The following is an 8,980-nucleotide window of genomic DNA, read 5'->3' as shown; positions in this document are numbered from 1 at the left end:
CCGTGCCGACGGCTAAAGTACAGCGGCAAGTATTCTGAAGCGATGCGGATCAGATCGGGATCATTGCTTTCCGCGATTCGCAAACTCAATTCGTCCATGCAGATCGACTTCGGCAAATCGTCCCATAAGGTCGCATTACGCTGTTCCGCGAAGCGGTTCGCACCTCGCACGTGGGCATGGAAGTCGGTGGTGTTGATCTCGTATCCATGCGCCGGAAGTCCGCCCCGCATCACATTGAATAGCACGTTGGATTGATGCCGCTGGATTCGCAGCTGGTTTGCCCCGAGTTGACGGCCATCCGCCGCCGACAAGATTTTCAGGAGTTGCGTTTCGTTAGCCGAAGTGTCTTGTTCCAACGCGTCGCCGATATCTCCACCGGCGGTCAGATGGTGTTGCAGTTTGATAACGTCGCAGTGGTCATTGTTCAGATCCGCGACGATACTCCATCGCACAGGATCAAGCGGTTGCAGTTCAAGCCGTTTTGATGCAAAAAATGCACCCCGGCGTCCCCGCACCTCGTGCTCCGATACCAGGTCGGCGCCGTTGCGGACTTGCTCGAGCTGAGTATCACTCAGGGCAATTGCGGGCGAATCCAATCCGTGTTGCCAAGCCACGGTTGCACGAAGTCCCTCGCTGGGTTCGGCACGATCGGTCGGAATCGAGCTGAGGTAATACAACGCCAAACCCGCATCGGAAAGCAGCTCGCTCTTTTTGTAGGCGTCGGCCAAATTGCTGTAACGCAGCTGGAAATCCTTTCCCAAATCCGCTGGCAACAAGTTCTGCAGCCCGTCGGTGACTTCGACTTGCAAAGGGGCGTCGTTCAAATTGACCAGTTCACAGCGGCGGATGAATCCGAAATGGTGACCCGAGGTCCAGACGTAGCGAAACGCAATGCCGAGCGAATGATGGATCTCTTCGAATAGGATGCGATTGCCAAATGAGTTTTTGTAAAGGTTCTGGGACCGCCCACCATCACGGATCGGCGCGGTCGAAAACGGCTCCCACAACACCCAATGGTTGTCTTGCAGAACTCGTAGCAACGTCTTGGGGCCGGTATGGGCGGCGGTGTCGGCGATCTTGTCCGACGAGTAATAGGGGAAAAGCGCCGAGTCGGGATTTTGCCGGCCCGCCGTCAACGCCCCGCGGCTGGATAGGAACATCCAGTGGTCGCTCGAACTCACGGCGCTCATGAAGAACGGGGGCATCAGGTGGCTGTTGGAGATCTTGTACCACGTTGCTCCTTCGAGCTGGACATATTGTCCCGAGACACTTGGCCGCGTGATCGCAGGGGAATGAAGAGAAGTCATGTGAACACAGTGATCGAAGGGAGACGGAATGTGGTTGTGAAAAGAGTGCCTGGGACGAACTAAGTGTCCAGCTCGATGGACGGTGTTTGCCGTCGTGAGCAGCGTGCTATGTCGATTGCAAGTCCTCTGTCCTTCTCGCTTGCAACTCACGCTCGATTTGTTCCGACAGCGTTTGGTTGATGTTGTACAAAAGCAGGCAGGCTGCGGCCGATAACAGGAACACCGCGGGAATCACGCTCATCATCATTCGTAAACCCGCGAGCGTCGTGGTCGTTTGCGATTGCTCGACACCCAACAGCGGTTGCAGATAACCGTAGTAATCCAGTGCGAATCCGGTCATCGCCGCGCCGACGGCGCAGCCCATTTTTTGTGAGAAGGTGGCGGCTGCGAAAACAAGCCCGGTGGCGCGTCGGCCTCCACGCCACTCGGAGTAGTCCGCGGTGTCGGCGTACATCGCCCACAACAACACGGGAACGGGTCCGCCAATGAACGACGCGGCAATTTGCAGAGCAAACATCGTTTTGATCTGGTCCGGTTCAAGGAACAGGAAGCAGGCGGTCAACACGGCGACTCCCGCATTCATCCCAATCATCAGGTTCTTCTTGCCAAAGATCCGTGTGAGCGGTTTGGTCAACAACATCCCCGCGATCGCAGCAAAACTGCCCAAAACCCAGAACATCGGAGCGAGCGAGGCGTCGCCACAGTAGTACTTGAAGTAGTACAAAATGGCACCGCCGCGAACAAATAAGCCAGAGAGTTGCAGTAGCCCAAAGCCAAACAAAACCATCCAAGGACGATTGGAAATCAAGTCATTGAAATCCATTTCCAAGGTGGATGCCTCGGTAACATCGTCGAAGCGATGTAACGCCACTTGGCGGACCGCCAACGAGACCAAGCTGAAGAACACGTAACCGCCCAAAATGGGCAACAGCGTGTCGGTCGAAAACGCGGTGGCTAAACATGCCAATAGAGCCAATCCGCCTAACATCACTTGATGGACGCGAAGGCTTGTCAACACAAACCGCAAGTCGGCGCGGAACGTCGACTTCATCGCAACCGCCGGTTGCACTCGTTCTTTGGTGGTGGCAAACGTGATCAAAAACAGGATCACCGCGGCAACCGAAAAGACCGCCATGGTCCAGAAAAAGCCCATCTGTTCGTTGACGACGACCTCTTTGGCCACGCCATCGATGACGGCGGTTTCGGTGCCACCAAAGTAGCGAACCATCCCCAACGTGCAGTACTGGACCACGATGCCTCCGCAAAACGCAGCTACAAACCGGTAAGTCGAAACGCTTGTCCGCTCGATCGAATCTGAACTGATCACTCCCATCAACGCTCCGTACGGAATGTTGATCGCGGTGTAGGCCATCATCACTAACGTGTATGTGACGTAGGCGTAAATCAGTTTTCCGGTAGGGCCGAGATTAGGCGTGTAGAACGTCATCATCCCCGTGATCGCAAAGGGGACGGCCATCCAAACCAAATAAGGCCGAAATCGTCCCCACGCCGTACGCGTGCGATCGGCAAGGTAACCGACCAAGGGGTCATTGATCGCGTCCCAGATTCGGGTCACCAACATCAGCGTGCCCGCCGACTTGGCCGTCAAACCAAACACGTCGGTATAGAAGTAGACCAGGAAAAATTCGAACGTTTTCCAATACAGGTTCGATGCGGTGTCGCCGACCCCGTAACCCAATTTTTCACCCACGCTGAGGCGTTGGTCACGTTCAGGGGCCGAGGTTACCGCACCTTCGATTGCTCCCTGTCCGGGTGGTTTTGTCGCGATACCAGGACTTTCGGCGGGTTCATATGCAGTCACGGGCCCAGACATCCAGTAGGTGAAAAGTGAGAAAGGCCCGTGAAAAGTGACTCCGTTGCAATCAACCGGCGTCTAATTGGCCCTTCTGAGACGCTAAGGTAGCAGCCAATGAAACCGGTTGCAATCGGATTTCGGAAATGCGTCACGAAAACGGGGTTTTGCGAAAACTTTAGAGAAACCGGTTGCAGTGTTTGGGGGTAGGTGCGTAGATTTAATGAAACCGGTTGCAGAAGCCTTACTCGAAGCGAGCTCCCATGAAACTCAACGGAACCACCATCAGCGACATCGCGGCGCGAGCCAACGTCAGCAAGAGCACGGTGTCGCGTGTCTTGAACGACAAGTCGGTGGTCAATCAGCAGACACGCAAAGTCGTGCTCGAGGCGATGGAGTCGCTTGGCTATCAAGCCAACGCCTTCGCTCGTAGTCTCGCCAGCGGACGTTCGATGACGGTGGGGGTGGTGACTCAGAAAATTGGTAGCCCGTTTTACGACATGATCATGCAAGGGGTGATCCAAGGCTTTGCCGGAACCGGTTATTCGCCGCTGTTCGTCGACGGTCAATGGGAAGAGAGCACTGAATTGGAGGTGATCCGAGCGGTGCTGGGACGAAAAGTGGATGGATTGTTGCTGCTGGGGGGGGATCTTCCGGAACAACAATTAAATGAACTCAAAGAGCGATTGCCGACGATCGTCGTCGGCAAAGAGATTCCGGGGTGGGAAAACCAATGTGTCTATATCGACAACATCAGCGCTGCCTACGACGCAACGAAACACTTGATTGATTTTGGACATCGCGGCATCGCGATCATCCAAGGGATCAAACAGCATCAGGATGCGATGCGGCGATTCGACGGGTACGCCAAAGCCCTCGCCGACGCGGGCATCGAGCTGGATCCGGACTTAGTACTCGAAGGTGACTTTTCGGCACAGTCGGGCATTGTCGGGATCAGTTCGCTGTTGATGCGAGGCAAATCCTTCACAGCGGTGTTCTGTGCCAATGATATGGTTGCCTATGGCGCTAGACTGGCTTTACATCGGCATGGGATTCGTGTTCCCGAGGATGTGTCCATTGTCGGGTTTGATGACCAGGGTGAATCGGCTTATGTGACTCCGCCGTTAACCACGGTCCGGCAACCAGGGACGGAGATGGGAGCGGCCGCCGCGGCGGGGCTCGTCCAATTAATGCAAGGCAAACCTTGCGTGCTGCCAACGTTACAGGCCGAACTGAAATGTCGTGAATCGGTAGCGAGGGTACTGCGATGAATGTTTGCTCCCGGCTCCGCCGACGTTTGGCTGGTTTTTCGGCAGGTTTCGTTTTTGAACCCGTTTTCGTTTTCTCACCATCATCCTTACGACGCCCATGGCGAGGAGGTCAAAGTTAAAAAGCACTCCTGCTTCCTCATTGCCCGCGGTTGCATCCATGGGTGATCGGTGAGCTTCGACAAAAAATGAATGTTACGTAGCGTCTCAAGCATAAAACACGGTCGTGTTTTACTCTCTTTTCTTTCCAAAGGCTATCTTATTATGTTCCGCTCCCAAACTTCCAAGGCGGGTTTTACGCTCGTCGAACTTCTCGTCGTGATCGCGATCATTGGCGTGTTAGTCGGACTGCTGCTTCCCGCGGTCCAAGCGGCTCGTGAGGCGGCTCGCCGCATGAGCTGTAGCAACAACTTCAAGCAAATTGGGCTTGCAGTTCACAATTACCACTCCGCTTACAACCAGTTGCCGAAGCAGAAAACGGGGACCGGGTTGGACCCCACAACCGGGGCCTGGTGGGACGGAACGAATGTGACCAACCAAAGTCAACTCAGTTGGCTTGTTCCAATCACGCCGTTTATTGAGCAGCAAGCGATCTGGGAACAAATCTCCAATCCGCTTGGTTTTGAACTCAGTGCAGCTGGCGGACTTGTCCCGCGAACACCATCGTGGACTGCGATGGGACCGAAGCCGGGCAGCAACTATGTTTATCCGCCGGGAATGACCGAATTGCCAAGTTTCCGTTGTCCGTCGGATCCCGGCACTGGCTTGCCAGGCATGGGACGTACGAACTACGCATGTTGTCTCGGAGATTCGTTTTCCAAAGCAGAATCCGGTGCAGTGAACCAGACTTTGGTCGTGACGACCGGCGATGCGGAATGGTGCCGTGCGGGACAACGAGGTGCCTTCGTCGTCCACCAAAAGATGGCGTTTCGGGATATTTTAGACGGATTGTCCAATACGATCATTGGCGGCGAGATCAATACGGATCTGGGCGATCGTGACATCACGACCGATGCGGCAATCTTCAAGGCGGTCAAAGCGACTCCGTCGATCTGTCGAACCGACGGATCGGTTGATCCCCAACGTCCTCGCTTCTGGGCCTCGGGAACGAACACCATCATCAAGGCACACGGTTCCATCTACGGTCGTGGTTACCAGTGGATGACCGGTGAGCACCTGCATACCGGCATGATGACCATTCTGCCGCCCAATAGCACGCTGTGCTACCAAGGCGAATGGCCTGGACAAGAAGGTATCGCACCTCCGAGCAGTCGCCACCAAGGTGGTTGTCATGTGCTGATGGGCGACGGTGCGATCAAGTTCGTTACCAATTCGATCGAATCGGGTAACCAAGAAGCTCACATGGTTGAATTCAGCCGAACCGGCATTTCGGCTCCGGGTTCGAAGAGCCCTTATGGATTGTGGGGGGCGCTTGGTACGCGAGCAAGTAAAGAGACGGTCAGCGAATTTTAATCCGCCGATCGGCACTCCCGGTTTTCTCGTGCAACCCTCGGTTGCACGAGGCGGCAATCCTATCGCACGCCGCTTACTCTGTCTTCAAACTTTCCACTCGACCCAATACCTAATCATGAAAATTACACTAACGCAACTGTGTTGCACCGCTTTGTTCCTTGGAACGTTGACCATCACCGGATGCGGTGATTCGGATACGCCCGCGATCGTCGGGGGGCCGACTCCTGAAATTCAAGCACAGCTTGATGCTCGAGACGCCGATTACGCTAAATCGATGGCCGAATCAAGAAAAGGCGATCGTAGCCAATAAAGGCGAAACCAGATCGCATGGTCGACAGGGCGTGTCTTGATGGCTCGCCCTGTTGTGCCATCGATGGGCACTTTGTTCGAAGCGGTGATCCGCTTCGCTTCCACCTCGTGATACCGATGGCTCGTCGGAATTTGACGAGGTTTTTCTATGACATTTCCAGCGGATCGACCCTCTGCCGCTTACCTTCGGTTGTCTCGGGTGATCATCCGGCTGACGCTGCTCTGGTTGCTTCTCATCAGCGGCTGCGATCGGTCAAGTAATGCTGATTTGCATTTGGGCTCGGATTCACTGCAGTCCACTGCTTCACGGCAAGCGTCCAATTCACCGCACGCTTCAGATTCGCTGCAATCGCTGAATGACGCGATCGACGGCCAACGTTGGACCGAGGCATGGGAGTTGTCCCCCGTCGTGTTGTCGCGTTATCCGCAAGACGCCGATGCGATCGCCTCGGTAGCTCGCGTCGCGTTAGAAAACCAAAAGCCACATTTGGCTGGCGATCTGATGATCGACGCCTGTCGTGCCGAATCGCTCGAGAACGTAGCACGGCTACAACAAACGGTTGCAACCCTCGCTGTCACCGGTCGGGTCTACGACGCGATCGATCTGTTGGAGGAGTTCATTGATCGACATCCGCAACAGCATTCGATGCGGCGGATGTTGTTCAATTTCTACAACGGAGTCGAAGATCACGTGCGTAGCATCCCGCACGGACGTTTTCTGGTTCGCCACCGCCAATTTGATTTGCCATTGTTGTTGGCACTATGCAGCAGCGAAACTCGCACCGAAACCGCGGATCCGTTGACCGAGATGGCACGGCGTCATGCGACGGATCATCGTCCGATGATCGCCGAAGCAAAGGTTCAATACGACCTGGGCAATATGACGGATGCGGCATCAAGGTTGCAGGACAGTCTTCGCTTTCACCCGGATTACGCCCCGGCGCTCGCGCTTCGGTGCCGTGTGTTGTTCGCTCAGCATCGCGAAAGCGAATTGATCCAGCTTGCCAAAAAACATGGCAATGCCATCGATCGCTACCCAAATTACTGGATCGCTATCGGTGATTTCGCAAGTTCGCAGCGACGCGATGCGGAAGCAACGCGGGCGTATTGGGAAGCAACACGTCGCGATGCGGATGCTCGCGAGGCGTGGGTGAAATTCAGCACGTCACTTAGACGGTTACAAGATTTGCCCAATCGTCTGGACGCCGAGATGATTGCCGCGATCGAAAATCGGGCAGTTCAGCTCAGCCGATTAGTTGAACTAAAGTTATCGATGACGCGGCGTGATCATCCGGATCGTCGCACGGCGATCGAGATTGCCACCACGTTGCAGCAGCTCGGGCGACTTTGGGAAGCCGAGGCATGGGCCGCGTTTGCCACCACTTTGGCTGACGACGACGATGCTTCGGTGAACCAGGTGCGTCAATCGATCATCGCCAAGCTTCGCAAGGACACGGCTTGGCAAAGTCTGGCTTCGCACCCAGAGCTGACGCTCGAGCTGAGTGATTTGCCGCTGCCGCAGTTGGTTGCTCCGGAACTTGATGCGATCAAAAACGGCTTGTCGCCAACGTCGTCAGGGGCATCCACGATGCCGCGTGCGGGGCAACACGCAACGTTGGCGTTGGTCGACGAAGCGAGCCAGCGAGGTTTGGAATTCTTTGGACGCACCGGTGATGATTTGCAGCGTCCGGGAGTGATGTTCTATCAAACGGTCGGATGTGGTGGCGGGGCGATCGATTATGATCTCGATGGCTGGGGGGATCTTTACTTGGTCGCTGCCGGCGGAACGCCGTGTAAATCGGATTCGGCCGCGAACGTGTTGTTCAGAAATCTCGGTGGTCGGTTTTCCGATGTGTCGATTCAGGCGGGGGCCGCTGATCGAGGCTTTGGGCAAGGCGTGGCGATCGGTGATGTCAACGAAGATGGATTTCCCGACATCTTGGTGTTGAACTATGGCCCCAACACGTTGTGGGTCAACAACGGCGACGGCACCTTCGCGGATGCAACCGATCGTCTGGGCGACCGCAATGCGTCGACTTGGTCGACAAGTGCCGCGATCGCGGATTTGGACGCAGACGGTTTAGCGGACCTAGTGATTGTCAACTACTGTGACGGGGTAGAACCAGTCCGCAAAGTATGTCGCGGCGCGGATGACGAGATTGCACGAGCCTGCTCGCCGATCGTTTTTCCCGCCGCAGCCGACGTGTTCATGAAGAGTCACGGCGACGGCGACTTCGTGGATCAAACCACTCAGTGGAATGCGAGGGCCTCGCTTCCTGGACGTGGCCTGGGCGTGACCGCCGGCCAATTCGACCAGCAACCGGGCATCGATGTGTTTGTCGCCAACGACATGACCAGCAACCATTACTGGACCCGCAGTCACGACTCGCAATCGGTCGCCGATTATCAAATGTCCGAATCCGCCATTTTGCGTGGCCTTGGATCGGATGACCGCTCTGCGGCTCAAGGTTCGATGGGCATTGCCGTGGCCGATTTTGACCGCGATGGCGACACCGATTTCTATGTCACAAACTTTGTCAACGAAGGCAATACCTATCATGATCAACAGCGTGACGGGTTGTGGCGTGACCAAACGACGATTCGCCAACTGTATCAACCGACGCTACCGATGGTCGGCTTTGGCACCCAAGCGGTTGATCTTGATAATGACGCGGTTCTCGAGTTGGTGGTGTCCAATGGACATGTGGACCACTATCCCAGTGGCGACCGTGCTGCGTTCTATGCCCAACCAATGCAGGTGTTTCAGCGACGTTGGCTCGACCACGGTGCGAACGCCAACGAATTCACTT

At 55.6% G+C, this 8,980-nt stretch carries 5 protein-coding genes and 1 pseudogene; 4 read left to right on the top strand and 2 right to left on the bottom strand.

Annotation, left to right across the window (positions count from 1 at the left end; genetic code table 11):
- Positions 1 to 1,307: pseudogene (locus ABX962_RS21990) on the bottom strand (hypothetical protein); the annotation flags it as partial.
- Positions 1,308 to 1,413: 106 nt separating this feature from the next.
- A complete protein-coding gene (locus tag ABX962_RS21985; RefSeq protein WP_372722343.1) occupies positions 1,414 to 3,129 on the bottom strand; it encodes an MFS transporter in 1,716 nt (571 codons plus the stop codon).
- A 254-nt stretch (positions 3,130 to 3,383) separates the two neighbouring features.
- Between ABX962_RS21985 and ABX962_RS21980 the strand changes: the two genes are divergently transcribed.
- The 4 genes from ABX962_RS21980 to ABX962_RS21965 all read left to right on the top strand — a co-directional run.
- On the top strand, positions 3,384 to 4,391 hold the full coding sequence (locus ABX962_RS21980; RefSeq protein WP_372722341.1) for a LacI family DNA-binding transcriptional regulator: 1,008 nt from the start codon (positions 3,384 to 3,386) through the stop codon (positions 4,389 to 4,391).
- 261 nt (positions 4,392 to 4,652) lie between these two features.
- Positions 4,653 to 5,861, top strand: a complete 1,209-nt coding sequence (locus ABX962_RS21975; RefSeq protein ID WP_372722339.1) for a DUF1559 domain-containing protein — start codon at positions 4,653 to 4,655, stop codon at positions 5,859 to 5,861.
- A gap of 115 nt (positions 5,862 to 5,976) precedes the next feature.
- A complete protein-coding gene (locus ABX962_RS21970; RefSeq protein ID WP_372722337.1) occupies positions 5,977 to 6,171 on the top strand; it encodes a hypothetical protein in 195 nt (64 codons plus the stop codon).
- 147 nt (positions 6,172 to 6,318) lie between these two features.
- Positions 6,319 to 8,980: FG-GAP-like repeat-containing protein (locus tag ABX962_RS21965; RefSeq protein ID WP_372722335.1), on the top strand; the 2,662-nt coding region annotated here is incomplete at its 3' end.

The sequence above is a fragment of the Novipirellula sp. genome (genome assembly GCF_041583735.1).
Lineage (GTDB): Bacteria > Planctomycetota > Planctomycetia > Pirellulales > Pirellulaceae > Novipirellula.
The sequence above is the reverse complement of the archived record's forward strand: the minus strand, read 5'-3'. Positions and strand labels throughout refer to the sequence as shown.